25 protein-coding genes and 1 pseudogene are annotated in these 25,393 nt (G+C 65.4%); 11 read left to right on the top strand and 15 right to left on the bottom strand.

What is annotated here, in order from left to right; all coding sequences use genetic code 11:
- Positions 1-39: 39 nt before the first annotated feature.
- The 5 genes from FBZ93_RS02390 to FBZ93_RS02410 form a co-directional block, all read right to left on the bottom strand.
- Positions 40-1,260 carry an FAD binding domain-containing protein gene (locus FBZ93_RS02390; RefSeq protein WP_146984370.1) on the bottom strand — a complete coding sequence of 407 codons (1,221 nt, stop codon included), beginning with the start codon at positions 1,258-1,260 and terminating at the stop codon, positions 40-42.
- Complete coding sequence (locus FBZ93_RS02395; protein ID WP_146984371.1) at positions 1,260-2,243, bottom strand: Bug family tripartite tricarboxylate transporter substrate binding protein; 984 nt, start codon at positions 2,241-2,243, stop codon at positions 1,260-1,262. Before FBZ93_RS02395 ends, FBZ93_RS02390 begins: the two co-directional genes overlap by 1 nt.
- A 168-nt stretch (positions 2,244-2,411) precedes the next feature.
- Positions 2,412-3,566 carry an acyltransferase family protein gene (locus FBZ93_RS02400; protein ID WP_146984372.1) on the bottom strand — a complete coding sequence of 385 codons (1,155 nt, stop codon included), beginning with the start codon at positions 3,564-3,566 and terminating at the stop codon, positions 2,412-2,414.
- A 117-nt stretch (positions 3,567-3,683) separates the two neighbouring features.
- Positions 3,684-4,655: an AraC family transcriptional regulator gene (locus FBZ93_RS02405; protein WP_246667356.1), complete on the bottom strand. Its 972-nt coding sequence runs from the start codon at positions 4,653-4,655 to the stop codon at positions 3,684-3,686.
- A 262-nt stretch (positions 4,656-4,917) separates the two neighbouring features.
- Positions 4,918-6,246 carry a dicarboxylate/amino acid:cation symporter gene (locus FBZ93_RS02410; RefSeq protein WP_146984374.1) on the bottom strand — a complete coding sequence of 443 codons (1,329 nt, stop codon included), beginning with the start codon at positions 6,244-6,246 and terminating at the stop codon, positions 4,918-4,920.
- Between the two features lie 142 nt (positions 6,247-6,388).
- Here FBZ93_RS02410 and FBZ93_RS40465 point away from each other — a divergent pair, with 142 nt between their 5' ends.
- Positions 6,389-6,547, top strand: coding sequence for a DUF5993 family protein (locus FBZ93_RS40465; protein WP_167528882.1), 159 nt, complete (start codon positions 6,389-6,391; stop codon positions 6,545-6,547).
- Between the two features lie 8 nt (positions 6,548-6,555).
- Entirely contained in the window at positions 6,556-7,101 is a 546-nt protein-coding gene (locus FBZ93_RS02415) for a disulfide bond formation protein B (protein WP_146984375.1), read from the top strand.
- 5 nt (positions 7,102-7,106) lie between these two features.
- Here FBZ93_RS02415 and FBZ93_RS02420 read toward each other — a convergent pair whose 3' ends face one another.
- Positions 7,107-7,811, bottom strand: coding sequence for a glutathione S-transferase family protein (locus tag FBZ93_RS02420; RefSeq protein WP_146984376.1), 705 nt, complete (start codon positions 7,809-7,811; stop codon positions 7,107-7,109).
- 79 nt (positions 7,812-7,890) lie between these two features.
- On the opposite strand from FBZ93_RS02420, the gene FBZ93_RS02425 reads away from it, so the two are divergent.
- Positions 7,891-8,772, top strand: a complete 882-nt coding sequence (locus FBZ93_RS02425; protein ID WP_146984377.1) for an SDR family oxidoreductase — start codon at positions 7,891-7,893, stop codon at positions 8,770-8,772.
- Positions 8,773-8,833: 61 nt separating this feature from the next.
- On the opposite strand, the gene FBZ93_RS02430 is transcribed toward FBZ93_RS02425, so the two are convergent.
- Together FBZ93_RS02430 and FBZ93_RS02435 are read right to left on the bottom strand one after the other, a co-directional pair.
- Positions 8,834-9,178, bottom strand: coding sequence for a Lin0512 family protein (locus tag FBZ93_RS02430; RefSeq protein ID WP_146984378.1), 345 nt, complete (start codon positions 9,176-9,178; stop codon positions 8,834-8,836).
- 63 nt (positions 9,179-9,241) lie between these two features.
- The gene (locus FBZ93_RS02435; RefSeq protein ID WP_146984379.1) at positions 9,242-10,465 is read right to left on the bottom strand and encodes an MFS transporter; all 1,224 of its coding nucleotides are present in this window, start codon (positions 10,463-10,465) and stop codon (positions 9,242-9,244) included.
- A 98-nt stretch (positions 10,466-10,563) separates the two neighbouring features.
- On the opposite strand from FBZ93_RS02435, the gene FBZ93_RS02440 reads away from it, so the two are divergent.
- The 3 genes from FBZ93_RS02440 (at position 10,564) to FBZ93_RS02450 (ending at position 16,161) form a co-directional block, all read left to right on the top strand.
- On the top strand, positions 10,564-11,505 hold the full coding sequence (locus tag FBZ93_RS02440; RefSeq protein ID WP_146984380.1) for a LysR family transcriptional regulator: 942 nt from the start codon (positions 10,564-10,566) through the stop codon (positions 11,503-11,505).
- Between the two features lie 1,194 nt (positions 11,506-12,699).
- The gene (locus tag FBZ93_RS02445) at positions 12,700-14,025 is read left to right on the top strand and encodes a TROVE domain-containing protein (RefSeq protein ID WP_146984381.1); all 1,326 of its coding nucleotides are present in this window, start codon (positions 12,700-12,702) and stop codon (positions 14,023-14,025) included.
- A 222-nt stretch (positions 14,026-14,247) separates the two neighbouring features.
- On the top strand, positions 14,248-16,161 hold the full coding sequence (locus FBZ93_RS02450) for a right-handed parallel beta-helix repeat-containing protein (RefSeq protein ID WP_146984382.1): 1,914 nt from the start codon (positions 14,248-14,250) through the stop codon (positions 16,159-16,161).
- A 197-nt stretch (positions 16,162-16,358) separates the two neighbouring features.
- Here FBZ93_RS02450 and FBZ93_RS02455 read toward each other — a convergent pair whose 3' ends face one another.
- The 3 genes from FBZ93_RS02455 to FBZ93_RS02465 all read right to left on the bottom strand — a co-directional run bounded on the left by FBZ93_RS02455 (position 16,359) and on the right by FBZ93_RS02465 (position 18,534).
- On the bottom strand, positions 16,359-16,868 hold the full coding sequence (locus FBZ93_RS02455; protein WP_146984383.1) for an SgcJ/EcaC family oxidoreductase: 510 nt from the start codon (positions 16,866-16,868) through the stop codon (positions 16,359-16,361).
- Positions 16,869-17,026: 158 nt separating this feature from the next.
- A complete protein-coding gene (locus FBZ93_RS02460) occupies positions 17,027-17,722 on the bottom strand; it encodes a GNAT family N-acetyltransferase (RefSeq protein WP_146984384.1) in 696 nt (231 codons plus the stop codon).
- Between the two features lie 194 nt (positions 17,723-17,916).
- The gene (locus tag FBZ93_RS02465) at positions 17,917-18,534 is read right to left on the bottom strand and encodes a PadR family transcriptional regulator (RefSeq protein WP_146984720.1); all 618 of its coding nucleotides are present in this window, start codon (positions 18,532-18,534) and stop codon (positions 17,917-17,919) included.
- A gap of 201 nt (positions 18,535-18,735) precedes the next feature.
- Here FBZ93_RS02465 and FBZ93_RS02470 point away from each other — a divergent pair, with 201 nt between their 5' ends.
- Positions 18,736-19,089 carry an MmcQ/YjbR family DNA-binding protein gene (locus tag FBZ93_RS02470; protein WP_146984385.1) on the top strand — a complete coding sequence of 118 codons (354 nt, stop codon included), beginning with the start codon at positions 18,736-18,738 and terminating at the stop codon, positions 19,087-19,089.
- 152 nt (positions 19,090-19,241) lie between these two features.
- Here FBZ93_RS02470 and FBZ93_RS02475 read toward each other — a convergent pair whose 3' ends face one another.
- Positions 19,242-19,808 (bottom strand): histidine phosphatase family protein, encoded by a 567-nt coding sequence (locus tag FBZ93_RS02475; RefSeq protein WP_146984386.1) that lies wholly within the window; start codon positions 19,806-19,808, stop codon positions 19,242-19,244.
- 89 nt (positions 19,809-19,897) lie between these two features.
- Between FBZ93_RS02475 and FBZ93_RS02480 the strand changes: the two are divergent.
- A pseudogene (locus tag FBZ93_RS02480) lies at positions 19,898-20,192 on the top strand (phosphohydrolase); the annotation flags it as partial.
- Between the two features lie 7 nt (positions 20,193-20,199).
- On the opposite strand, the gene FBZ93_RS02485 reads toward FBZ93_RS02480, so the two are convergent.
- On the bottom strand, positions 20,200-20,658 hold the full coding sequence (locus FBZ93_RS02485; protein WP_146984387.1) for an SRPBCC family protein: 459 nt from the start codon (positions 20,656-20,658) through the stop codon (positions 20,200-20,202).
- A 77-nt stretch (positions 20,659-20,735) separates the two neighbouring features.
- Here FBZ93_RS02485 and FBZ93_RS02490 point away from each other — a divergent pair, with 77 nt between their 5' ends.
- Complete coding sequence (locus FBZ93_RS02490; protein ID WP_146984388.1) at positions 20,736-21,827, top strand: adenylate/guanylate cyclase domain-containing protein; 1,092 nt, start codon at positions 20,736-20,738, stop codon at positions 21,825-21,827.
- Between the two features lie 5 nt (positions 21,828-21,832).
- Here the strand turns inward: FBZ93_RS02490 and FBZ93_RS02495 are convergent, their stop codons facing one another.
- Positions 21,833-22,081: a hypothetical protein gene (locus FBZ93_RS02495; RefSeq protein WP_246667332.1), complete on the bottom strand. Its 249-nt coding sequence runs from the start codon at positions 22,079-22,081 to the stop codon at positions 21,833-21,835.
- A gap of 92 nt (positions 22,082-22,173) precedes the next feature.
- Here FBZ93_RS02495 and FBZ93_RS02500 point away from each other — a divergent pair, with 92 nt between their 5' ends.
- Together FBZ93_RS02500 and FBZ93_RS02505 are read left to right on the top strand one after the other, a co-directional pair.
- Positions 22,174-23,394, top strand: coding sequence for a helix-turn-helix domain-containing protein (locus tag FBZ93_RS02500; protein ID WP_146984389.1), 1,221 nt, complete (start codon positions 22,174-22,176; stop codon positions 23,392-23,394).
- An 88-nt stretch (positions 23,395-23,482) separates the two neighbouring features.
- Entirely contained in the window at positions 23,483-24,127 is a 645-nt protein-coding gene (locus tag FBZ93_RS02505; protein WP_146984390.1) for a Vgb family protein, read from the top strand.
- 33 nt (positions 24,128-24,160) lie between these two features.
- On the opposite strand, the gene FBZ93_RS02510 is transcribed toward FBZ93_RS02505, so the two are convergent.
- On the bottom strand, positions 24,161-25,378 hold the full coding sequence (locus tag FBZ93_RS02510; RefSeq protein ID WP_146984391.1) for an MFS transporter: 1,218 nt from the start codon (positions 25,376-25,378) through the stop codon (positions 24,161-24,163).
- Between the last annotated feature and the right edge of the window lie 15 nt (positions 25,379-25,393).

A 25,393-nucleotide genomic window follows, 5' to 3' on the forward strand; every position in this document is an offset into this window, starting at 1 on the left:
GCATCGTCGCGTGATGTTGCATCAAATTGCCATCCATGACTAGACGGTCGATGGCCATGCGCCGATGCCGCCGGGCCCGTATTCCCGCAGGAGCGTCTCAATCGGAGGCCGTGTGCCCGCGCCTGCGGGTTCGAGATGTTTGCCCAGGCGACGTCCACGAGCGACGAGCTCCCTGCCCGCTTGCTGTCGACGGCGCTCATAGGCGGCCAATGCGCCGCTCATGTCTCCTTTGGCAAGCTCGTCGGTAAGCGCCCAGGCGTCTTGTGCAGCCTTGGTGACGCTGGTGCCGACATGCGGTCGAGCCACGAATGCCGCATCGCCAACCAGCACGACACGACCGAACGTCATGCGCGTCGTTTCGAGATCAAAGATTGCAGAAAGAATCGGTTGTTCAGCACTGGCGACCAGCTCGGCGAGCTGAGGAGCCAACAATGTCCGAGCGGTCAGCTTGAGTTCGGCGATGACCTCTTTTCGGATAAGAGGCGGCGGGATCGAATCTCCGTGACAATACCCCGTCGCATCGGTGCACCACCCGCGCAGCGTGGAATCGAAGTCGGCCGGACGAAACCAGACAAACATGCATCTCCTGCCGCCAACCACATCACGATCGGCGATCGGGATGGAAAACGCGAGTTCACCGTCCGGCAGGCAGAATGCCATGTCCTGGAGTGCACTGGCGCGCCACCGCGGCGAGATCCTGTTTTCCTCGACGATGCCGCGCCACGCGACATAACCGGCATAGCGCGGCTCGATTTCGGGCAAGCACTGCCGGCGCACCGCGGAACGAATACCGTCCGCTCCAATGAGTAGATCCGCTTCGATACGCGCCCCATTTTCGAACAGGGCAACGACACTACGTTCCTTCTGTTCGCATCGGATCAGCGCCATTCCCCCTTGGTAGGGTCCGTTCGAGAACTTTTCCCTGAGAGCTCCGTAGAGCCGGTCCCACGCCGTAGTCACTTCTCGCACCGGCACCTGGCAAACCGGCTCACCGCTTCGGGCAAGGCAGACGTGCGAGCGCACCTCCGTCCACATCGTCCTGTCGACATGGATTCCGATCTGCCGCAGGACCATGAACAAGTCGGACTGCGCACCAAGTCCGGCCCCCCGCCCGGCGAGACTTCCACGCGCGCGTTCGAAAATATCGACATGCCATCCAATAGCTCGAAGCAGGTTCGCCGTGAGCAGTCCGCTCAGGGAGCCGCCGATGACCAAGGCGCGGGGTCTACTCATCTCGATGCCTCCGGCCGGACGCAGCATCAGTTGATCTTGAGACCGGTGGTGTCGATCAGCGCCTTCCACCGCGCGCTTTCGGCCTTGATGAACGTGGCGGCTTGATCCGGAGTACCTCCGACCGGAACCGCCGCGAGGTCCGCCAGACGTCCGGCAACCTCGGGGAGCGCCAGGACTTCAGCGATCGCAGCGGAAAGCTTTGCGGCGATGGCGTCCGGCGTTTTCGGCGGAGCGACGATCGCAAACCATTCCACATGGGCGAACCCGGGAACGGCCTCGGAAATCGTCGGAACCGCAGGCTCCTGCTCCAGTCGCGCCGGCGTCGTGACGGCGAGAAGCCTGAGCTTGCCCGCCTTGATGCTGCCTGCGACGTTACCGTAGAGGTCGATCATCATGTCGATATGACCGCCGATCAGATCATTCATCGCCGGCGCCATGCCTTGATAAGGCACATGAACCAACTGAATGCCGGCGGCCTTCATCAATTGCTCGGTGGCGAGATGCGGTGTGCTACCTGTTCCCGGCGATCCGAAAGTGAGCTTGCCCGGATTGGCCCTGGCGTAGGCAAGGAGCTCCTGTAGACTTGAGGCCGGTACTTTTGGGTTGACGACAAGCACCGTCGGAAGCTTGACCATCAGGCTCACCGGCACGAACGCGTCAGGATCAAAGTTCAACTTGCTCCGCAGATGACCGCTGACAACGAGCGGCCCCGGGGGTGAGGCCAGCAGCGTGTACCCGTCGGGATCCGACCTGGCCACGGCCTCAGCGCCGAGGTTCTGAGCTGCCCCGGGCCGGTTCTCGATGATCACGGCTACGCCCCATTTCGCCGACAGCCTCTCGGCAATGATCCGGGGTACGACATCCAACAATGGCCCCGGCGGTACGGGGACGACGATCTTGATTGTGCGATGGGGAAAATTCTCGGCCGCGGCCGAACCACCAACCGTGACGGCCAGCGTACAAGCAGCCGCGATGAAGCAAGTCGCGAAAGAGCGAACTAAATAATTCATTGTTTCCTCCGCGCAGCATGAAAGCCGTAGCCACCAATGGAGGGATACTCACGTCCAATTCGAACTCTGTCATGGGGTCGGTGTCCCAAGAATCATTAATGGCTCGACCGTGGCTTCCCGAAAATCGGGACAAGGCGCGTTCCTTCTCCCGCCCGCGATGCAGGAGCTTTACAGCACTGCGCGCAGCCCCGGAACGCGCCGAGCCAGCAATCCGACGACCAGAAAGCTGGCGACCACGCCGACGAGGCTTGCCAACAGGAATTTCCATTGCGGGGCAACGGTCCAATCGTGCATGACGCGGGTCACCGCGATCAGCACAGGGGCGTGCAGAACGTAAACGCCGAAGGCATTCCGACTGAGGAACCCAGTCACCGGGCCCTGCCAGTCGAACAGGTCACGATACAGCACCACCAACCCAAGGCTGAGCGAGGCGCAGGTTGCCGACCGCCAAAAGTCCATGCCTGCCGCCTGCCAATGCCAACCGCCGCCGTAGTCGGCCAGCCGACCTTCGAGGGCTCCCCCAAAGACGACGATTGCGGCCCACAGCGCGATGCTCCCGACCAGCCCGCAGACCAGCCAGCGCCGTCCTGCGCCGCTCGAAATCTGTCGCAGCCAATCGCCCCGCCACGCCGCGACTCCGGCGACGAACATGAAGGGGTACTGCGGCGCGTCGTGGATGGCGATGTTGAGGATGGTGCCGCCTTCTGGCGCCAGCAGCCCCACCGCGAACGTCACGGCGCTCATCGCCAGGACAAAGCCGAGCACAGCGGCGAGGCTCGGTATCGCCCGGGCGGAGGGCTGGCCGATCGGATGGAATCTGCAAACCAGCGCAAAGCAGCCGGAAAACAGCAACAGCACAAGGCAGAACCAGAGCGGGCCGGAGCCGTCAAGAAGTTGGCCGTTGGAGACGTGGTGCAACCAGTCCTCGGTGAAACTCCGGCGCGGCTCCGACCACCATGATCCCGCCACGTAGTACTCCGTCAGCGGTCCGATAACCCCGATATAAAGAAGCAGGGGTAAGCCGAGCCGGTACAGCCGTTCCTTCAAGAAGCCGGCGACGCCGCGGCGAGCGACCATGCTGGCGGCAAAATATCCGGCGATGCCGAACAGCAGCCCCATCGAGACCGCGTGCTGAAGCGCCTGATAGGCCGCAAAGGCCACCCGGGTGCCCAGGCCCAACGGTGGGTGTTCGCGATAGTACCAGCTTCCAAACGGCGAGTAGGTGACGGCGGCATGCATGACCACCACCATGCTGATCGCCGACCAGCGCAGATTGTCGATATAAAGGAGTCTGTGGGTGGTCGGTCGAACGGGCTGTACCATGGGCGTCTCCAATGCTGGACGCCGAACATGGTGGCGAAGACCGAGCCGGTCGCGCCGAAAGTCGCAGTTTGGGTCGCCGAAACCCGCAAAGCCTGGCCGTTTGCGACAATCGGCGCGTCAGACCGGTCCGGCCAGGGTCCGTTTGCGGAATGTGCTCGGCGTTTCTCCAGTCACCGCCTTGAACGCGCGATTGAACGGGCCGATCGACTCGAAGCCGGCATCCAGTGCAATCGTCAGGATCGGGACCCGCGCCTGGCCGGCATCGGCCAGGGCCGAGCGCGCTTCCGCCAGCCGGTAGGAGTTGACGAAGCGGGCGAAGTTGCCATAGCCGAGCCGCTGATTGATGAGCTGGCGCACGCGGTATTCCGGCGTGTCGAGCCGCTTGGCCAGGCTGGCGATGGTCATGCTGCCGTCGCGGTAGGCCCGCTCCACCTCCATGACCGTCTGCAAACGCCGATAGAGGGCCGCTTCCGCGTCGGTCATTTCAGATATTGATGGGGCCGGTTCCGATGCCGGCGCCGCTGCGGCTACCGCGGAGACCGGGCTTGCCCGATGCAAGCGGAACAAGGCGGCAGCAAGCGCGATGCCGAGCACACCGGGAAGCGCTGGTGTCATCGCGAGATTGCTTGACCCAATCAGCGTGCAGCCCACGATCGCGAGGCCCAAACCCCATGCGAACACGACCCGATCCCGGCGGCGCATCTCGATCAGGTCGTTGGATCGGCCCAGCACAACGCGACCGATCGCGATCACCACAAGCACGAGAGCGCAGACATGGGTTGCGAGCCAGGCCCATGAAGAATCGGTAACCACGGACCAGATGGCAAGCAACGCCATCACACCCACCGCTGTCCAGCCAATCCACGGCGGCCTCGCCGTGTCGTCGAATACCTCTTCGCTCCAGAGCACAAAGACGGCCGCCGCCATATTGCTCGCCAGCCGCAGGACGAGGATCCACACTGCCTGGCTGTCGTGAAATTGCGGAGCCGTCTCAATGAGAAACGCAATTCCGCACAGGTCGAAAACAAGGGTGATGCGGCCGAGCCTATTGTTGCGCGACTGCAGCAGGGCGTCGAGCGCCAGAAGCACCAGCAAAGCGAGGGCCCCACCGCGAAGACCTATATCCAGGAGCATCTTCCTCACCAAACTGGTCGACAGGCGCGCCAGCGATGTGGGCGCGGCGGGGCGAAGGTACATTCGCGCTATTTCGGAATATTAGAAATATATCCCTGAGTTGCCCGACGTGTCAAGTTGCGTGGCCGAACGCCGGCCGCCGCCGGCTGCTTTGCATGGGGTTGTTTTCGATATTTTTGGCAGCGGCCCCTGCGGCGGCCCCATGACTGATACTGCCCTACCCCGTCCCGCCCGGCTCGAGCGCCTCGCCGAGCTCGAGCGGATGCGCCATGGTCTCGTGCAGCGCGTCCTTGTCGAGCTCGCCTTCGGAGAGGCTGATCACGACGCAGGCGACGCCGTTGCCGATCAAATTGGTCAGCGCGCGGCATTCGCTCATGAACTTGTCGATGCCGACCAGGATGGCGATCGACTGGATCGGAATATCGGGCACGATCGACAGCGTCGCGGCAAGCGTGATGAAGCCGGCGCCGGTGACGCCGGAGGCGCCCTTCGAGGTGATCATGGCGATGCCGAGGATGCCGAGCTCTTGCCAGATCGTCAGATGGGTGTTGGTGGCCTGCGCCAGGAACAGCGTCGCCAGCGTCATGTAGATGTTGGTGCCGTCGAGATTGAAGCTGTAGCCGGTCGGCACCACGAGGCCGACTACCGAGCGCGAGGCGCCGAGATGCTCCATCTTCTGGATCATCTGCGGCAGCACCGTCTCCGACGACGAGGTGCCGAGCACGATCAGCAGCTCGTCCTTGATATAGGCGATGAAGCGGATGATCGAGAAACCCGAGAGCCGCGCGATCGCGCCCAGCACGATCAGCACGAACAGGATGCTGGTGAGATAGAAGGTCGCGATCAGCGCCGCCAAATTGACCAGCGAGCCGAGGCCGTAGGCACCGACCGTGAAGGCCATCGCGCCGAACGCGCCGAGCGGCGCGACGCGGACGATGATCCGAATGATGCCGAAGAACATCTTGGCCGCCGTGTCGATCGCCGCGGCAATCGGCTCGCCGACTTTGCCCATCAGCGCGATGGCGAAGCCCGAGAGGATCGAGATCAGCAGCACCTGCAGCAGGTCGCCGCGCGCGATCGCGCCGAGATAGCTGTCCGGAATGATCGCCATCAGATGGGCGACGATGCCCTGCTCCTTCGCCTGCGTGACGTAGGTGGAGACCGACTTCGGATCGATCGTGGCGGGATCGATGTTGAAGCCGCGACCGGGCTGCAGCAGTTCGCCGATCAAGAGGCCAACCGCGAGCGCGACCGTCGACACCGCCTCGAAATAGATCAGCGCCTTCAGCCCGACCCGGCCGACGCGCTTGAGATCGCCCATCGAGGAGATGCCGTGCACCACGGTGCAGAAGATCACCGGCGCGATCATCATCTTGATCAGCGCGATGAAGCCGTCGCCGAGCGGCTTCAACTGCTTGCCGAGGCCGGGATAGAAATGTCCGATCAAGACGCCCGCGAAGATCGCGATCAAGACCTGGATGTAGAGGATCTTGTACCAGGGCTGATGCTTGTGATGGACGGCGGGCTTGATCGCGTCTGTGGTCATGAGGTGCCCCGGGCTGGAAGTGAACTCAATCGGTGATGCCATCTTGGCGGAGCCGCGCGCAAGCGACAATGCCCATTCGCATAGCGGCGAGCGCACACGAATCTGTCATAGACTGCGGCCGGCTCGCACCCGGAGGCTGAGGATGGAATTCACCGCACTGTTTCTCGCCATCACCGTCGCCATGCTGGTGGCCTGGCGTGGTCCGCGTCCCCTGGCGATCGGCTTGTTCGCGGTGATCCTGGTCGCCTGCGTCGCGACCTTGCTGCACCACGCCACCGACCGTCTCACTCTGTCGTTCTGAGGCCAGCGATGACCGACACCCAGGCCGTGACCCTGAATGCCCTCGCGCTTTATGGCCTTGCGCTGCTGCTGACTGCTGCTTTTGCCGCACAGCTGCTGCTGCACGAGCTGCCCTGCCCGCTGTGTTTGTTGCAGCGCATTCTTTTCGCCCTGCTGGCGATCGGACCGATCTTGAACATCCGCTTCGGACCGCGGCCGAGCCATTATGCCTTGTCGCTGCTGACGGCCGTCCTCGGCGCCTCGGTCTCGACCCGGCAGGTGCTGCTGCACGTCCTCCCCGGCGACGCCGGCTACGGCTCGGCGCTGCTCGGCTATCATTATTATACGTGGGCGCTGATTGGATTCATCGCAGCGATCGTCCTGCTCGCCGCCATGCTGCTGTTCGACCGCCAGTTCGATCACCGTACAGCAAAAGTCACCGCGCCCGGCGGATTCGCACAGGGCGCGGTGTGGCTTGTGATCGGGCTGACGGCGCTGAACGTGCTTTCCACCCTGCTCGAATGCGGCTTTGCCGCCTGCGCCGATAATCCCGTCGTCTATGAGATGCTGAAGTAGCCTGCTCAGGGACGCTTCGGAATATTCAGCCCGCGTTCGACGGCCGGCCGCTTGAGACCGCGCTCGAGCCACGCGGCGACGTTCTTGAACCGGTCGAACTCAACAAGCTCGCGCGCGCCGTAGAAGCCGATCAGATTGCGCACCCAGCCGAGCATCGAGATGTCGGCGATGGTGTATTCATCGTCCATGAACCACTGCCGCCCGGCGAGATGTGTCTCCATCACGTCGAGCAGGCGCGCGGACTCCGCGACGTAGCGCTGCAACGGACGCTTGTCCTCATAGTCCTTGCCGGCGAATTTATTGAAGAAGCCGACCTGGCCGAACATCGGCCCGATGCCGCCGATCTGGAAATGCACCCACTGGATCGCCTGGTAGCGCCGCGCGGCGTCCGCCGGCAACAGCTTGCCGGTCTTCTCAGCGAGATATTGCAGGATGGCGCCGGACTCGAACAGCGGCAGCGGCTTGCCGCCGGGGCCGTTGGGATCGAGGATCGCCGGGATCTTGCCGTTCGGGTTCAACGACAGGAACTCAGCCGTCTTCTGGTCGTCCTTGTTGAAATCGACGAGATGGACCTCGTAGGGCAGCCCGATCTCCTCGAGCATGATCGAGACCTTCACGCCGTTCGGCGTCGGCAGCGAATAGAGTTGCAGGCGGTCCGGATGCTGGGCGGGCCAGCGCTTCGTGATGGGAAAGGCCGTGAGGTCGGTCATATCAGGCATTCTTTGCATGGTTGTTGTTGGACGGCTAATGTACGGAGCTCATTGAAAGCCGCAAGGTCTGCAACCGGCCATGGACGATCAGCAGCACGATCAACAGACAAGCGCAGCGCTCGGCCTTTCCGACGACGAACTCGCGGATCATCCGACCGTGTTCGCGGCGGATGCGCTGGCCGGCCAGGTGGTCGTCGTGTCCGGCGGCGCCGGCGGCATCGGCCGCGCCATCGCCTGGCTGTTCGCCCGGCTCGGCGCGCATGTCGTCGTCGTGGGACGCAATGCCGACAAGCTCGATGCGCTGGTCGATCGTCTCGGCCATCGCGGCGTCAAGGCATCCGCACACGTCGCCGACATCAAGGATGCCGACGCGGTCAACGCGATGTTCGATGCATTGTGGACCGCGCATGGCCGCGTCGATCATCTCGTCAACAGCGCCGGCGGTCAGTTCCCGCAGGCCGCGATCGATTTCTCGATCAAGGGCTGGAACGCGGTCATCAACACCAATCTCAACGGCACCTGGTACATGATGCAGGCCGCGGCGCAACGCTGGCGCGACCGCAAACATCAAGGCAGCATCGTCAATGTCGTCGTGGTCACGACCCACGGCCTCTACGGCATCGCGCATACGATCGCGGCGCGCTCCGGCGTGATCGGCCTGTCGCGCGCGCTCGCGGTCGAGTGGGCGCCGCTGAACATCCGCATCAACTGCATCGCGCCCGGTGCGATCGAGACCGAGGGCTGGAACGTCTACAGCGAGGCGGCGCGCGCCGCCTATCCGCGCTCCAATCCGATGATGCGCCCGGGCACGCCGTGGGACATCGCGGAAGCCGCCGTCTATCTCGCCGCGCCCTCCGGCAAGTTCATCACCGGCGAGACGCTGACTGTCGACGGCGGCGGCCAGCATTGGGGCGAGACCTGGACCACCGGCAAGCCGGACTACTTCAAGGGTGGCGATTGACCACCTCCGTCGTGCTGGCGAAAGCCGGGACGACGCGGGGTAATGGTCCGGTCGACCACGATCACTTCCCGTCGTCGAAGCTGACGATGACGGCGGCGTTCGCGATCAGGATCGGGTCGTTGCCGAGATCGGACGGAATCTCGAGCCCGCCCGCGATCGCCTTCACGGTCTTGGTGCCATAGGGCAGTTCCTTGGCGACGGCGTCGGTATCGACCGCTTCCGGATTAGGCACGGCGATCGTGACGTCGACGAACATGTCGTTGGCGGTCTTGTCGAGCATGCGGAAGAAGCCGAGGCTGGAATGACGGATCGCATCCGACACCGCCCGCTTGGCGGCCTTGGTGGCGTCGCGGCCGTGAACGTCGACGCCCATGCCCATTTCGGTGATACAGCGCACGCGTGTCATGAAACTTTCCTGTTGTCGTTGGCGTGAGAGAGCTTCACTCCTTCGCGCTCTGCGTCCGCGCCGTCAAGCCGGGTCCCTGGCCTCGCTTACGCCGTTGTGATCGCCGCGCGCGAGCAGCCATGCCGCGAGACCGGCAAGGATCGCCGCAGCAGCCACCATGACGCTGGCCGCGCCCCAGCCCCAGGCCGAGACGACGGCGCCGACCGCGATCGGTCCACAGACCTGGCCGAAATTGCTGCCCGTCATCAACAGCCCCATCATGACCGGCACCATCGCCGCAGAACGCGCCGCCGCGGGCGCGGTTGCAAGCAACGTCGCCGGGATCAGGCCGCCGATCGCCGAGAACAGCAGGCACAGAACGAATGCGCTCCACCCGCCGAGCATCGGCAGGAAGATCCCGAATGCGGACGCGCCCATGACCAATGCCGCCGCGGCCATCAACCCATTGCGGTTGACGCCGCGCGCCAGCAGATTGCCGGCGGCGAGATTGCCGACCACGTTGGCCGCTGCCGCCAACGCACTGAGCCCGCCCGCGCTCTGGCTGGAGACGCCGAGCCGCGCGGTGAGCAGGATCGGAAGGAAGCTGAACAGCGCAAAGAACATCAGGCTGTACAGCGCAAACAGCACCATCAGAAGCGCCGGCGTGCGCCGCTGCGCCAGCGCGGCGGCTTCCTGCATCAGCCCGCTGCGCGCCGGGCCGGTCCGCGATGCCACCTCGGGCACGGTGATGCCAGCGAGGACGAACAGCACGGCGCCAAAGCCGGCGCTGGCCCACCAGATCGCGCGCCACCCATCGAACATCGGGCCGGCCACCAGCGCCAGCGCGATGCCGAACGGCATCACGCAACTCCACACCGCCATGGTGACGTTGCGCGCGCTGACATCGACGACACGATCGAGCAATGCGGGCGCGGCCACCATCACCAGCAGGAAGCCGAGCCCTTCCAGCAGCCGCGACGCCAGCAACACCGCAAGCGACGGCGCGAGCGCGCCCGACGCCGCGCCGAGCGTGATGGCCGCAAGGCCGCACAGCAGCACCCTGCGCGCGCCGACCGCGGCGATCACGACGCCGGCCGGCACGCTGCCGACCAGCCCCAGCACCGCGAAGATGCCGGCGATCGTACCGACCGCGGCGAGGTCGATGCCGAGGTTCTGCTGCAGCATCGCCGCGGCGATCGGCACCTTCCCGACCTGCAACGCGGCGCCGATCCCGCAGCCCATCACGATGGCGACCGTCGCCCATCGCTTGGTCTCGCTCTGCTGCGCCACGGCCGTCTCGATCGTCATGCGTGCACTCCGCCCTAGGCTCAAGCCCCACAAATAGCGTTTCCATGCCATCGACAGGAGTGATAAGTTTTGCATCCATTTGATCGATTTCATAGATCATGCTCGATAACCTCACGCTCGATCAGATCCGCGTCTTTGTCGCCATCGCCGACAGCGGCAGCTTTCGCGCCGCCGCGACCAGGCTGGCGCGGGTGCAGTCCGCGGTCAGCCATGCCATCGCCAACCTCGAGACCGAGCTCGGCCTCGCGCTGTTCGACCGTTCCAGCCATCGCCCGGCGCTGACCGCCGAAGGCAAGGCGCTGCTCGGCAATGCGCGCGACCTCCTGCTCCGCGTCGATGCGATGCGGGCGCGGGCCCACGGCCTTGGCGACGGGGTGGAGTCGGAACTCGCTGTTGTCGTCGACACGCTGTTTCCGATCGCCGCCATCGGCGCGGCGCTGACGGAGATGCGCACGGCCTATCCATCCGTCAGCGTGCGGCTCGCGGTCGAACCGATGGGCGGTCCGATCGCAGCCCTCACCGAGCGGCGCAGCGCGCTCGCCGTCACCGTCGGCGAGGATTTTCGCGATCCCCGCCTCGCGCTCGACGCGATCTGCTCCGTGCAGATCGTCGCCGTCGCCTCGGCAAGCCATCCGCTCGCACGCCGTGGCCGCAAGAGCGTCGCCGACCTCGCCGATCATCTGCAGATCGTGCTGTCGGACCCGACGCCGCTGTCGGAAGGCCGCAGCTTCGGCGTGCTCTCGCCGCAGATTTGCCGGGTCAGCAATCAGGACACCAAGCACGCCATGATCCTGGCCGGGCTCGGCTGGGGCCGGCTGCCGCTGTGGCAGGTGGCGCGCGACTTGAACGAACGCCGCCTGGTGCGGATCGAGACCGGCGCACTTGGTCGCAACGCGGCGCTTACAATGGAGGCCTATCTCGCGCACCGGCTCGACGAGCCGATCGGCCCCGCTGCACACGCGTTTGCAGATGCGCTGACGCGGATCGCTGCGCGCGGCAGCAAACCCGCGAGCACAGCGAAGCCGCACAAGCGGCGCTGAATTTTTCCGTCGCTATCATTTCCGTTGTTGACATCGACATCGACGAGGCGTATGTCCCGCAACCTTCGCGAGCACCATCGCTCGCGATCAAACATGAGCCAGATGATGCACTACGGATTTGAAAGATTCCGCCAACTATCGAACGGCCTCCGGCCGATCGATAGCGTGTGCCCGGCTCATGGGAGCGACCTCGCATAGCGCGAGGTCGACAGTCCGCAATCAATGTGGACCCTCCCGAGCCAAGTGCTCCGGAGGGTTTTTTGTTGTCCGCAGCACGGCTCACCTGAACTGCCCGGCGCAAGCCGGAACGGGAGACCCGGATCCCGGGGCTCGCGCGGACACGCGCGTGCCCAAGCGCGCGGGGCCTGCCGGAGGGAACGAGGCGATGAGCCGGACACCGATGGCAGAGCGAACTCCGAGGAGTTCGCAATCGGCGGCGCGTCGACAGCGCCGCGACGAAACTTTTCAAAACGGTTTGCCGCGTCACCGCGGCTCAACCGACGCTGGTGGTGAAGATGTCGGATACTTCGCTCGACCGGAAAGAGCGGGTTCGAATCCCGCCTGTGACACACGCACCGGGATGCGGCCTGGCGAAGGTCCGCGTGCGGCCCGGCGCAGTCTCTCGTCCGCAAGGCGAGCGACTGTGTTGTCGTCACTGACACCGATATCGCCAGTTCCCCAGCGTACCTATCAACGGCCGGCGCAGTTGCGCCGGTCAGGCGGTGGTGAAGATGTCTGTTACTTCGTGGAAAGGCGCTACGGCGCCGAGCGGGTTCGAGGCCCGCACGCCGAAAGGCGGTTCGCCCGCAAGGGCAGCAACAGCATCGATTGTTCCCCGCCGATCCCTTCCACGCCCCGTGGTGAAGATCGCTGTTACATCGTCTGTGAAACGAGAGGTCGCGGGTTCGAATCCCGCCCGGTGTCGTGTGCGCCGGTAGCTCAGCGGATAGAGCGCTACCCGGTCGGTCTTGGCTGGCCGGGGTCTCAGCAATCGCCCGTTCCCGGGACGTGGTCCGTCAATGCCGGTGGTGAAGAGATCTGTTGCATCGGATCGCAAGGCAGAAGGTTCGATTCCTTCCGGACCAAAAGTCCGTGGCTCGATGGAAGAGCGTGCGACGCCCGCAAGGGCAGTACAGGCTCGCCTGTTCCCCGGCACCACTTTCCAACCCATACTCACCTAGAAAGGAGGCCATCATGGCCACGATCAACAAGATCATGCGCGCCTTCACCCGCGAGGGTGCGCGCGGCAAGCGCTTCACGCCCGAGATGGAGCTGCGGCGCGCGCTGCTGAACTGCCTCCTGTGGGAGAGCCAGTTCTACGAGGACGGGGTCGCGATCGCCGATCGCATCAAGGCGCTGGTGCCGCTGGTCGCGCCCGAGCGGACGGCCGAACTCGCCATCGCTGCGCGCGAGACCATGAAGCTGCGGCACGCGCCGTTGCTCGTGGTCCGCGAGATGGCGCGGCATCCGACCCATCGCGCCCTCGTCGCCGATACGCTGGCGCGGGTGATCCAGCGGCCGGACGAGATGACCGAGCTGCTTGCGATCTACTGGGCGGATGCGCTCGGCCCTCAGCAGCAGCGCAAGCGTCAGCCCGTCTCGGCGCAGATCAAGAAGGGCCTGGCGCGGGCGCTGACCAAGTTCGACGCCTACCAGCTCGCGAAGTACGATCGCGACGGCGCGGTGCGGATCAAGGACGTGCTGTTCCTGGTCCACGCCAAGCCGAAGGACGCTGCGCAGGAGAAGGTGTGGAAGCAGCTCGTCGACGGCGAGCTGGCCTCGCCCGACACCTGGGAGGTTTCGCTGTCGTCCGGCAAGGACAAGCGTGAGACCTTCGAGCGGCTGATCGCCGACAACCGGCTCGGCGGGCTGGCGCTGCTCCGCAACCTGCGCCTGATGCAGAAGGCGGAGGTGCCGCGCCGGACCATCGCGGAGGCGATCGACGCGATGCGGACCGACCGCATCCTGCCCTACCGCTTCATCACGGCGGCGCGCTATGCGCCGGACTTCGAGCCGGAGCTCGAGGCAGCGATGCTGAAGTCGGTCAAGGACTACGCGCGGCTCGATGGCCGCACGCGGCTGGTGATCGACGTGTCGGGATCGATGTTCGCGCCGCTCTCGGCCCAGTCCGAGATGACGCGGGCGGAAGCAGCCTGCGGGCTTGCGATCCTCGCCCGCGAGGTCTGCGACGAGGTGGAGATCTTCACGTTCAGCAATGATGTCGTGAAGCTGCCGCCGCGCCGCGGCTTCGCGCTGCGCGATGCGATCATCGGCTCGCAGCTGCATGGCGGGACGTATCTCGGCAAGGCCGTGACGGAGATCGACCGCGAGGCCGATCGCCTGATCGTCTTCACCGACGAGCAGAGCCACGACCAGGTGCCCGCCCCGAAGGGACGTGGCTACATGGTCAACGTGGCGTCCTACCAGCACGGCGTCGGACACGGCCCGTGGACGCGGGTCGACGGCTTTTCCGAGGCCGTCATCGCCTGGATCGCAGCGTCGGAACAGACGATGCACTGATGTTGCATCAACAACAACGAGCCCGGACGCGCCATGCGCGCCCGGGCTCAATACATTTTGGTGCAATGGACGAGCGCACCGCTGGCGCAGCGCGCGACCGGCGGCGACGTCATTCACAATGTCGCGAGCGGCTGCGCCAGCTCGACGCCGTTTGGCTCCAATTCATCTTCGCGAACCGACCATGCGCGCGACCGATCCCGGTCTTGCAAGGAGACGCGCTCCATGTCGATCAGCCGCCGGCGGGCGCTGACGCTTGCCTCGCTTTTTGTTGCGAGCCCGTTGCTCGGCACGGAAGGCCGCGCCGAACCAGTGTCGGTCCCGGGCGCGGCCAGCTTTGACATGACAACCTTCTCCGCCACGTCCGGCGGCGACGCCGACGCGGCTTTTGCCAAGGCGCTGGCCGCCGTCGCCAAGGCAGCGGCTGACGCCAGCAAGGCGGGGCCGATTCACATCGTCCTTAACCTGGAGAAGAACGCCAGCTACCGGATCAAGCGGCCGCTCGCGTTCCCGCAATTGCACGGCTTCGAGCTCAACGGCAATGGCGCGCAGCTGATCAACACCACGCGCAGCGGAACGTTGACGATCTCCGGCTGCAACCGCCTCACCGTCCGCGATCTCACCATCGACTACGACCCGCTGCCCTTCACGCAGGGGACGATCACCGCCTTCGACAAGCAAGCCGTCGAGATCACGGTGAAGATCGACCCCGGCTATCCCGATGATGCCGCGCTGCTGGCCACCCTCACGGATGGCTTCTTCAAGGTGATGGACCGTCACAACAAAGCGCTGAAGACCGGCGCCAGGGATTTTCTGTCGCCGGCCCATGCTACACGCGCCAGCGACGGGCTGATCAAGGTGCATCTGCGGTGGAGCGCCAACGATTGCTTTCCGAGCCAGCTGCCGATTGCGGTTGGTGACGTCGTCACCATTGCAAATAGCGGCGCGCACGCCATCGCAGTTGACTCCAGCGTCGCCACCAGCCTGATCGATCTCAAGCTTCTCGCCTCGCCCGGTATGGGCATCATCGAGAACGGCGGCGAAGGCTCGATGATGCTGCAAAAGGTTTCGGTCGTTCCGGGACCCCGGCCGAAGGGCGCAACGGCCGACCGCCTGATCTCGACCAATTCCGACGGCTCGCACTTCACCGCGGTCGCGCACGGTCCGACCATGGAGGACTGCAGTTTCGCCAACACCTCCGACGACGCCATCAACGTGCACGGCTTCTATTATTACGTCGTGGCGAAGAGCGCGCCGCGGCGGTTTCTGCTCAGTCCGAAATGGGACATCGGCCTCGTGGCCGGCGACGACATCGAGAGCTGCGACCATGCGACGTTTCGCTCACTCGGACGCGGCAAAGTCGCGCAATTGACCAAGCGGCACGCACCGGAGCTGAAGGCGAAGATCGCCCAGCTCTGGAAGAACCGGAGCCCGACCACCCAGCCGGACCTGATCTACGACGTGGTCCTGCAGCAGGACCTGCCGCTCAAGGTCGGCGATGCCGTCACCTCGCTAACGCATATCGGATCCGGCGCCACCGTGCTGCGCTGCAATTTCCACGCCTGCGGCCGCGTGCTGATGAAGGCGCCGAACGCCATCGTCGAGAACTGCCAGTTCACCTTCGCGACCGGCGTCGCGCTGCAGGCGGGCAGCGACATCGGCTTCTGGTCGGAGTCCGGGTTTGCCGACAACCTCGTGTTCCGCAACAACCGCTTCAGCCACTGCGTCAACGGCGCCAATGAGCTGACCGCCGGCAGCGATACGCTCGGTACGATCTATGTCGGCATGGTGGCGCCTCAGGGCGCCAAGGGATTCCAGGACAACTTCCAGAACCGGCGCGTCATCATCGAAGGCAATTACATCGACGATTCCTACATCTATGCGATCTTCGTCAGCAACGCCGACGGCGCCAAGATCGCCGGCAATGTGATCGGCCAGACTTTTCTGCGCGGCAACACGTTCGGCGCCGGCGAGTTCTTCCATATCAAGCCCGACAGCGCGATCTTCGTCGGCCGCGCCAGGAATGTCGAGATCAGCAACAACGTCGCCGCCCGCGGCCGGATCGCGACCAATGCCGTCGCGATCGATCCGAGCTGCGACAAGCGCACGGTGCATCTCGCGGGCAACAGGCTGGCGTGAACGGGATCGGTAGACTGGCGGCTCTTCGGGCTGAGGGCGTAATGCTGGGCCGTGTACCCATTAAACCGGCTGCCTACGCAACGACGCCTACGTGCGCTGTACGCTTGCAGCGACCAGATTCGTGCGGCAACGTGAGAAGTCGCGAAGGACCAATCAGCGACATTGCGCGCTCGCCGATCTCGCTGAACGCACCCTCGTCACGGTTTGGGTGCGTAAGCCGGGTTCACGGCGACATTATGAAAGGACGCGACCCACCAGCCGTCCGCCCGCCGCACCAAAACCTGTTGCAGCCGCGAGTGTAACGCACCGTCGATAAACGTAACGCCGGGGGGCGGACGCTGAACGCCCGTCACCACCGTCAAGATATCGACGATTGCAACGTCCGGCTTGACCAACGCGATGTGCTCGATCTGCAGACGATTGCTACTACCTTTGTAAATGGTCGAGAATATGCGCTCATGCTGGGCGACAAATGGCGCTTTGCCGACTGAGAACATACCAAAGATGTTGGTGAATGAAATATCGGGCAGCGCGCGATCACAGAACGCCTCCGCACTGCCCTTATCCCAGGCGGCAGCCTCGGCGGCCACAAGGGTGGCGATCTCGGATCGCGTTTCTTCGCTAACGGTTAGATATTCGGCCATGGCCGGCTCCTCGATGAAAATCACCAGCAGGAATGCGATAAGCTCCAACCAGCGTGATCGCATCGCTTGTCTCTCCGTAAGGCTCGCTCTGAGAATTGCCTAACTCCGCGACGAGTGCAATGTGAGAGGCGCTCGGTGCATCTCACCGGCAACAGGGTGCCCTCAGCGAGCGCGACGCCAGTGCCATCTATCTCTGTGGAGAGCTTCCCTTCAGCCCTGGCCTACCGCTGCTTTTGCAGCACCGTGATGTGCAGACGGCGGCGGATTTCCATGCCCTGGCGGCGATAGAGCGCGATCGCCGAGACGTTGCTGGTGAAGACGTGCAGGAACGGAATTTCGCCGCGCGCCACGATCTGCCGGCCGACCGCCGACAATAGCGCCTGCGCGTAGCCGCGGCCGCGATGATCCGGATGCACGCAGACGGCGGTCATCTCGGTATAGTTCGCCGGCTTCATCCGCTCCCCGGTCATCGCGACCAGCTCGCCGCCAACGCGAATGCCGAAAAAGTTGCCGAGCTCATGGGTCCGCGCGCTGAACGGTCCAGGCTTGGTCAGTTCCGTCAGCGCCATCATCGCGGGAACGTCGGCGGCACCGAGCGTGACGATCTCGACGCCGGGCAGAGAAAAGTCCGCCGGCGTGCCGATCATCTGCTCGCCGGTCTCGGCCAGCAGCGTCTTGAACTGCGGCGGCACGGTGACCGGATCAGGCGTGAACAGCACCGCGATGTCAGGTCCTGACAGCAGCGCGCCAAGCGCAGCAAAGCTCTCCGGCGACATATCGGCCATGTCGGCGAAGGGTGCGATCGCGACCGGAAAGCGCCGGGCGTCGGTACTGACTTCGGCAAGGCCGCGCTGTCTTGTGGTCAGCGCGCTCCAGATCGGGCGATCGAGTGGATGATTAGGCGGGACATCGGACATGCGGCGCTTCGCTCCCTGTTTTTTGAGAGCAGAGCAAGAAGCGCCGGCAAAATCCAGCATGGCGTGAAGCCATCGCGGCTCACAATCACGCCAACGGGATTTCCTGCCTGCGCGGGAACAGATCCCCGCGCCACCTTCAGGCAGAACTCGCTGCCGCCCCTAAGCGACAGCGTTACTCCTTGCCCGCGACTGCGTCACTGCTGCAGGATTTCAGCGGCAGCGCGGTCCAGGATCTTCGCGATGCGCCGTGCCTCGGCGGCGTCGCAGCCGCGCTTCTGACGCAGCGCGCTCTTCAGCGCGTGACGAGCGCGGTGCACATCGTCGGACGCGCCGCCATCGAGATCGCTGACGCCGGCGAAGGCCTCGCGCACCTCCTCCATGCGGCGACCGATCCGCGACAGCGCTTCGAGAATGGTGTCGGCGGTGGCGCGGTTCTCGGCGAGATGCGCCTTGCCCTGCTCGGTGATGCTGTAGAGCTTGCGTGCGGCGTCCTGGGTGACGCTGGCGTGCCCGATCTCCTCGAGGAAGGTCAGCGCCGGATAGATCACGCCCGGGCTCGGGGTGTAGAAGCCGTCCGACCGCTCCTCGATCTTCTTGATCAGCTCGTAACCGTGCGCCGACTGCTCGCCGAGCAGCGCCAGGATCACGAGTTGCAGGTCCTGCGACGACAGTCGCCGCGATCCCGGAAAGTCACCGCCGCCGCCCCGCCCGAAGAAGCCATGACCGCCGCGGCCAAAGCGATGGCCGCCCCTGCCGTGTCGTCCCATGAAGAAGCCAAATCCGAAGCCCTCGTGGTCCCGGTCGCGAAACATCGATCGTCTCATCTTCTTGTTCCTTACTGAAAACATATCTTACGATATGTCTAGAGATGGAATGGCGGCAACCCACGTTTTCGTGAGCCAGTGAAGACGCAGCGGGGACCGGAACGAGCGAGGGATTGCCGGCCCTCACCGGGCTTGTCGACCGTCGCGCGGCTGGATTATGGCTTTGGGCCCTCCTGACCCTTCCGATACATGCGCCCCAAATCCTTCGAAGCCCATTGCCTGCGTCTGCCCGCTGCCACCAAGGTGGTGCAGTGGGAGGGCACGTCGGTGTTCAAGGTCGGCGGCAAGATGTTCGCGCTGGCCGGCGGCTACATCGAGAGCACCGGCGGATTCATGTTCAAGACCTCGAACATGGCCTATCAGCTCTTGATCGAGCAGGGCCTGGCGCGGCCCGCGCCGTATCTGGCGCGCGCCACATGGGTGCAGCTAACGAGGAACGACGCCCTGCCCGACGCCGAGCTCAAGGCCTATCTCGATCAGGCCCATGCGCTGATCGCCGCGAAGCCGACACGCAAATCGCGCAAGGCGCTCGGGCTGGACTGACAGGCAGAGCCGCAGCGCGGCTGAGGGGTGACGGATTTATGCTCGTCATTGCGAGCGAAGCGAAGCAATCCATCGCGCGGCATACGCGGAAGCATGGATTGCTTCGTCGCTATCGCTCCTCGCAATGACGGGCTGAATAGATTTAGAGGCTCTCAGCCGCCCAGCGGCTTGTCGGAATCGCCCGACAACAATTTCGGAAACAGCTCCTTGAAGGCGAACTTGTCGTCGCCCTTGGCGCGCTCGAAGCGCAGCACGACGTCGAACCGGCTGCCCTCCCATTTGGTCGGCGGCGTGCCCTTGCTGACCGGGATCAGCGGCAGGATGTCGGAGATGATCGCCTTGTGCTCCCAGCACAGCAGCACCACGCCCTTCGACGCCAGGACCGCCTTCATCAACGCCGGCTCGTCACCCTTGCCGAACCCTTCATTCGGCGTCAGGCCGCGACGCGCTGATAGCGCCGAGATCGTCTCGGCGGGACGGCTCGACGGCGGCTGATTGGGCTCGGTTCCTGGTGTCGCGGCATAGATCGCATCAGGCTTGGCATAGTCGCCGCCGGTGAGATCGGTGCCAAATAATGCGGTCCACGCGCCGGCGCGCTGCCAGCCACGGAGCACCAGAGACTCGGTGTCGGACACACCATCCTCGGTGAAGCCGGGCCCCGGCCAGGACTCGCCCGGTTTCTCGGCATGACGGATGATGAAGAGCGTGAGCGCGTCCATGGCAGCCTCGCTGAAACGTTGCAAGATTGGAGCACAATTCGGGCAGGTTGATCGTATCCCCGATCACGCGTCCGCTTCATGAACGGCGTCACAATTTGCGAAAACTCGACCGGTACTGCGCGGGCGACACCGCCGAGCCCGACCCGCGCTTCGAGGTCGAGGGCGCCGACGCCGCGCGACTTCCTCAGGGGCTGTGGCGTGCCGGAGCGCACCATCCGCGCGGCGAACTTCAAGGAGAACATCGATCACTTCGCCAGTGGCACCATCAAGAAGCCGCTGACCACCTTCGGCAACGTCAAGGCTGACGTGCTGGCGCTGAAGGACATCAGCTACACGAGGATGAACTTCTGCTCGATCATCCTCGGCTCGAAATGGCCGACCTGACGCGATGTCACTTGCGGTTGGCCGGACCACGGTCCGGCCCGGGATCGCGGCCGGCAGCCGCGAGCGAGAGCCGGTCCATATAGTGCGCCCAGCCCCTGGCGTGGCTGGCGCACTGCTCGGCATTCGGCAGGCCACTGTGGGTCATGCGCAGCAGCGTACCGCTGTCCTTGTCGATCAGGTCGATCTCGATCAGGCTCGATCCCGGCGGCACTTCCGCGCCGCCTTCCCAGCCGAAGCTGTAGGCAAGACGATGCACCGGCACGACCTCGCGGAACGCACCGCGCGCGGCGCGTGTGCGATCGTCACCGAGGCCCTTGAGCAGATAGAGCCCGCCGGGATGCAACTCGGTTTCGGCCTCGAGCCCCATCCAGCTCACGATCTTCTGTGGATCGGTCAGGAACGCAAATACGGTGGCGGGCGGGGCTGCGATCTGGATCTCGCGTTGAACGATGAAGGCTTCAGTCATCGATCCATTCTCCATTGCCGGTGGGTCTTCGGGGATAATTCGTGACATGGGTGGCGCATCGACCCCATGATGGGGCGATGCAATTGTCCTCGACACTGAGCTGGCTGGTCGACGCCGCGGCCGAGACCGCGGGCGCCAACCGGTTGCTGGCGGACCTCGGAAGCCACCTTATCACAGATGGCCTGCCGCTTGCCGGTGGCGCCCTGACGCTGGAAGTTCCGCATCCGTTGATCGCAAGGCGCACCTGGCTGTGGCGCGCCGAGAATGGCGAGGTCATCGAAGCGCTCGGCTTCGCGCCGGAACAACCTTTTGCAATGCCCGACATGGTCGGATCCGGCGATGCCGGCCGGCGCTGGCTCGGCGCGCTCGCGCCCGGCCCGATCCACGAGGACACGATTGGAACACGGCCGGACGGCCCGACCCTTGGCTGGATCGGGACACGTACCTTCACACCTGCCGAGGCGAATCGATTGCGCGAGGCGGCGCGCTTCATGGCCGCGCCGCTCGCCGCGCTTGCCGCGCGCGCGACGTTGACCGCGGCGCTGGAGGCCTATCTCGGCCGGCGCAGCGCAGCGCGCGTGCTGGCAGCGCCATTGCGGCGCAACACCGGCGAAACCATCCGGGCGGCGCTGCTGTTTGCCGATCTGCGCGGCTTCACCGCGCTCTCCGAAAGCCATCCGCCCGCCGAGGTGATCGCAGCACTCGATGCCTGGTTCGACCGCATCGCCGGTGCGATCCACGCCTTCGGCGGCGAGGTGCTGAAGTTCATCGGCGACGGACTGCTCGCGATCTTTCCGGTCACGACCAGCGCGCGCAGCGCATGCGAGGCGGCCTTGCGCGCGGTGTCGGCGGCGCGCGTCGGCATGGCGCATCTCGATACCGAGCGGCGCAGCCGCGGTTTGCCGCCGCTGGCGTTCGGCGCGGCGCTGCATCTCGGCGAGGTGCATTGGGGCAATATCGGCGCCGCCGATCGTCTCGACTTCACCGCGATCGGCGCCGCGGTCAATCTGGTCAGCCGGCTCGAAGGCCTGTGCAAGCCGCTGGAGAAGACCGTGCTGGTTTCGGGCGCCGTCGCCGCCGAGACCGAAATGCCGCTGGTCGCGCTCGGCACCCATGAGCTGCGCGGCATCGTGCGGCCATGCGCGGTCTTTACCCTGCCGGAGCCATGAGCCGGTCATCGGAACAGGCGCAACCACGGCGCCAGGTGAAATGCGCTCATCAGCGCGTACATCGGGACCATCCCCTGCAGTGACAACGGTCCCTGCATGGCGCCGCAGATCATGTCGGCCGGCGCCAGCGCGGCCACCAGCGCCATCACAGCAAAGGTCGGCGCCGCCGCCAGCGACAGCCAGCGCGCGGCGATCGCACCGCGGCCGCCAAACCGGCCCTTCAACCAATCCTCATGTGTTTCTAAACCGGTCATCATTCGATCTCACTGGAGATGATCCATGTCGTCATGTGCTAGGTTAGGACCAGGCCTCGGAGGGCGAGAGTGACAAGTGTGTCGGGATTCGAATGGACTCGCTGATTACGGCTGCGGCGCGCGCGCTCGCGGCGGGTGATCCCCTCGGCGCACTGAAACGGGTGGCCCTGCGCGACGATGCGCCGGCGCTTGCGCTGCGCGGCATCGCGATGGCCCGGCTCGGCGATTTCACCCGCGCCAAGGAGTTGCTGCGGCGCGCGGGCCGCGCCTTCGGTCCGCGCGAGGCCATCGCGCGGTCGCGCTGCGTGGTGGCCGAGGCCGAGATCGCGCTGGTGTCGCGCGACCTGTCCTTTCCCAGCAAGAGCCTCGCTGCGGCGCGCGCAACGCTCGCGGCGCGCGGCGATGCGCTCAACGCCGCGCACGCCGGCTATCTCGAGATTCGCCGCTTGCTGTTGATCGGGAGTCTCGATGCCGCCGAGCGCATGCTTGATGGCCTCGATCCGGCGCCCTTTCCGCCGGCACTGCGCGTCGGCCACGAACTGGTCGTCGCCGGCATCGCGATGCGGCGGCTGCGGACGCAGCCGGCACGCGAGGCGCTGGCACGGGCACGGGATGCCGCACGGCGCGCCCGCATCGCCGCGCTTGCGGCCGAGGTCGAGAGCACCGCTCACCTGCTCGCGACGCCCGCGGCACGCCTGATCGCGCGCGGCAGCGAGCGGCCGCTGCTGCTCGAGGAGGTCGAGGCGCTGATGGCGTCGAAGGCACTGGTCGTCGATGCCTGCCGTTATGCCGTGCGTGATTCCCGCACGACCATCTCTCTGAACCGGCGGCCGGTGCTGTTCGCGCTCGCCCGGGCGCTGGGCGAAGCTTGGCCGCAGGATGTGTCGCGCAGCTTGCTGATCGCGCGCGCGTTTCGCGGCAAGCACGCCGATGAATCGCACCGCGCGCGGCTGCGGGTCGAGATCGGACGGCTGCGCCGGGCCCTGCAGCCGCTCGCCGATCTCAACGCGACGCCTGACGGCTTCGTGCTGGAGCCGCATGGCCGCCGCGAGGTCACCGTGCTGGCGCTGCCGGTCGAGGAAGAACACGCGGCGGTGCTGGCCTTCCTCGCCGACGGCGAGGCCTGGTCGAGCTCGGCGCTGTCGGTCGCGCTGGGGGCAAGCCAGCGTACCGTGCAGCGCGCGCTCGATGCGCTGGCGGCCACCGGCAAGGTGCAATCAGTCGGCCGCGCCCGGGCGCGGCGCTGGATGACGCCCCCGGTGCCGGGATTCACGACGACGTTGTTACTCCCTGCCCCGCTGCCGAACGGCTAGCATCGGGCCCCAATCAGAAGCGTTTTCGAGCGAAGTGGATACCGGTTCGCGTGCAGAAAACGCGTCAAACAAGAACCTGGAGCGCCGCATGAAGCAGTCCGAAGCCGAGATCATCCGGGAATATGCCTTCGAAGGCGTCGAGAGCGTCGGCGGCGTCAGCTTCGACGGCGAGCAGGTCTGGTTCGCGGCTGGTGGCCAGCTGGTCGCCTTCGATCCCGAGAGCGGCACCACCACCCGCACCCTCGACATTGCGGCCCATGCCGGCACCGCCTTCGACGGCAAGCACCTCTATCAGATCGCCGAGGACCGTATCCTGAAGATCGAGCCGAACACCGGACGCGTGGTGTCGACGATCCCCTCGCCCGGCGGCGGCCGCGATTCCGGCCTCGCCTGGGCGGAAGGCTCGCTGTGGGTCGGCCAGTATCGCGACCGCACCATCGTTCAGGTCGATCCGGAAACCGGCAAGATTATTCGCACCATCGAAAGCAACCGGTTCGTCACCGGCGTCTCCTGGGTCGATGGCGAACTCTGGCACGGCACCTGGGAAGAGGACCAGAGCGACGTCAGGCGCATCGATCCGCAGACCGGCGAAGTCATGGAACGGCTGGAGATGCCGAAGGGCACGTTCGTCTCCGGGCTCGAGTCCGACGGCAAGGACCGGTTCTACTGCGGCAGCGGCTCGACCAACAACAAGGTGCGCGCCATCCGGCGGCCGAAGCGCAGCCGCGCGTGAAGCGAGATCATTCGCTCCACGCGAGCAGCAGACTCAGGCCGGCGCGGGCACCGCGGTGGGCCGCGCTGCCGGCATCGGCCGGAAGGTCATCATGATCAGGAACGCGCCGAGGCCGACGGCCCAGGAGCCGACATAGAGCCACGTGTAGCTCGCGAAGGTGTCGTAGATCAGGCCGCCGGCCAGGGGTCCGGTCGCCATGCCGAGGCTGCCGGCCATCGCGGTGCCGCCGATCACGGTGCCCATCATCCGCAGCGGGAAATTCTCGCGGATCAGCACCGAATACAGCGGCATGGTGCCGGCGTAGATGAAGCCGAAGACCGCCGCGACCGCGTAGAACGCGGCAAGCTCACGCACGAAGACGTAGCCGAGCGCGCCGAACGCCTGCGCCAGCAACCCAAGCACGAGCACGCGCTTGGCGCCGAAACGGTCGCCGAGCAGGCCGAAGGCGATGCGGCCACCCATGCCGGCGAGCCCTTCCACGCTGTAGATCGTCACCGCGGCGACCATCGGAATGCCGCAAGTGACGGCGTAGCTGACGGTGTGGATGATCGGACCGGAATGGGTGGCGCAGCAGAAGAAATTGGTCGCGATCAGGATGATGAATTGCGGCGAGCGCAGCGCCTGCCCCAGCGACATCGCCGGCTCTCCGTTCGCGGTCGCCGCTGCGGCGTGATCACCCTGCAGCGCCGGCGGGCGGCGCACCAGGAACGAGACCGGGATCATGATCGCGCCGACGACGCCGGACACGATCAGCATCGCGGTCCGCCAGTCATGGTGGGAGATCAGCCAGGCCGCCAGCGGCGACATCGTCATCGGCGCCATGCCCATGCCCGCCGACACCAGCGAGACGGCGATGCTGCGATGCGTATCGAACCAGCCGGTGACGCAAGCCATCATCGGCGCGAAGATCGCGGCCGTGGCGGCGCCGACCAGCACGCCGAACATGAACTGAAACGCCAGCAGCGATGGCGCCTGGCTGGCCAGCGCAAGGCTCGCCGCCAGCACGACCGATCCGGTCAGCACCACCGGGAGCGGCCCGAAGCGGTCGGACAGCGTACCCCAGATCATGCTGGTGAAGGCCATCGCCAGGAAGCCGATCGTCATGGCGCTCGAGATGCCGGTCACCGACCACCCGGTCTCCCGCGCCATCGGCTGCAGGAACACCGGCAACGAAAACATGCCGCCGATCGCGACGCAGCCGAGCAGGCCACCGGCCGCGACGATCACCCAACGATAGGTCGAATTGCTCATTCCGGAACTCCCATG

Origin of the sequence: Bradyrhizobium macuxiense, assembly GCF_007993935.1 — a bacterium.
Taxonomy (GTDB): domain Bacteria; phylum Pseudomonadota; class Alphaproteobacteria; order Rhizobiales; family Xanthobacteraceae; genus Bradyrhizobium; species Bradyrhizobium macuxiense_A.